We start from the raw sequence: 1167 nt of genomic DNA, 5'->3' as shown, positions 1-1167 counted from the left end.
GGGACCGGCACTTTGTGCCGGTCCCCCATGAATTTTTCTTAAACCTTCTGGGTTTCGGCTTACTCTGCGGCCTCCGCCACTGGCAGGACCGAAATAAAGGTGCGGTTTTTGAGTCCCTTGTGGAACTTCACGGCGCCATCGGTGGTTGCAAAGATGGTGTGATCTTTGCCCATGCCTACGCCTTCGCCCGGCCAGAACTTGGTGCCGCGCTGACGTACGATGATGTTGCCTGCGATGGCCGCCTGACCACCATAGAGTTTCACGCCAAGGCGGCGACCCGCTGAGTCGCGACCGTTACGGGAGGAACCGCCAGCTTTTTTATGTGCCATTCTCTCTCTCCTTAGCCCTGAGCCAGCTCTTTGGCTTGCTCAACCCATTCGGGTTTCACTTTGATGGTGTCGATAGCAGCAATCTGCTCGTCCGACAAGGCGGCCAGAGCGGCAAAGCTCTCGATACCGGCTTCGGCCAGCTTTTTGGCGGCGGCGGGGCCGACACCGGTCAGCTTGGTCAGATCGTCCGCAGTAGCCGCAGCGGCAGGTGCCTCTGCCTTGGCTTCGGCTTTCTTGGCAGGCTTTTTCGCCGCCGGAGCAGCTTCGCCAGCCGGGGCCGAACCGGTTGCAGCCTTGATGCCCGACTTGTCAGCGCCCGACGACAGGATGTCGGTGATCTTGACCAGAGTCAGTTTCTGACGGTGGCCAACGGTACGCTTCGAGCTGTGCTTACGACGGCGTTTGACGAACTTGATGACCTTGTCACCTTTGATCTGTTCGACAACTTCGGCCTGAACGCCTGCGCCTTCGACAAACGGCGCACCAACAACCGGAGCGTCACCGCCCAGCATCAGAACGTCGTTGAATTGAACTGTTTCACCTGCATCGGCAGCCAGCTTTTCAACACGGAGCAGATCGCCCGCCTGAACCTTGTACTGCTTGCCGCCGGTTTTGAGGACCGCAAACATGCGTCTTTCCTTTGTCTACCCGCGTTCTGTGGTCCCCGTTTCCGGGTGTTTCCGGCTTATGCCACCTCGAACAGCGCGCCCTTTTCGGGCAGTGTGAATGACCTTTGGGCCACGCCCTGGGGTCACAATAATAACGAGACCCGGCGCGGAAAACCGGCCGGGATGCGCGCTTATCCAGAGATTGCGGGGGAAAGTCAACCCAAAACCGA

At 59.0% G+C, this 1167-nt stretch carries 2 protein-coding genes; both read right to left on the bottom strand.

The window, feature by feature from the left end; translation table 11 throughout:
* Window positions 1-59: 59 nt before the first annotated feature.
* On the bottom strand, window positions 60-329 hold the full coding sequence (rpmA, locus tag MPJ51_RS06125) for a 50S ribosomal protein L27 (protein WP_039535512.1): 270 nt from the start codon (window positions 327-329) through the stop codon (window positions 60-62).
* Window positions 330-340: 11 nt separating this feature from the next.
* Window positions 341-958, bottom strand: coding sequence for a 50S ribosomal protein L21 (locus MPJ51_RS06120; RefSeq protein ID WP_298383271.1), 618 nt, complete (start codon window positions 956-958; stop codon window positions 341-343).
* Between the last annotated feature and the right edge of the window lie 209 nt (window positions 959-1167).

This window comes from Ruegeria sp. (genome assembly GCF_028066395.1).
Classification (GTDB): Bacteria; Pseudomonadota; Alphaproteobacteria; order Rhodobacterales; family Rhodobacteraceae; genus Ruegeria.
The sequence above is the reverse complement of the archived record's forward strand: the minus strand, read 5'-3'. Positions and strand labels throughout refer to the sequence as shown.

What these genes read in the sequence shown, in the direction of transcription:
- MPJ51_RS06120 (WP_298383271.1), bottom strand. Translation starts at nt 958, where the DNA reads ATGTTTGCGGTCCTCAAAACCGGCGGCAAGCAGTACAAGGTTCAGGCG.
- rpmA (WP_039535512.1), bottom strand. Translation starts at nt 329, where the DNA reads ATGGCACATAAAAAAGCTGGCGGTTCCTCCCGTAACGGTCGCGACTCA.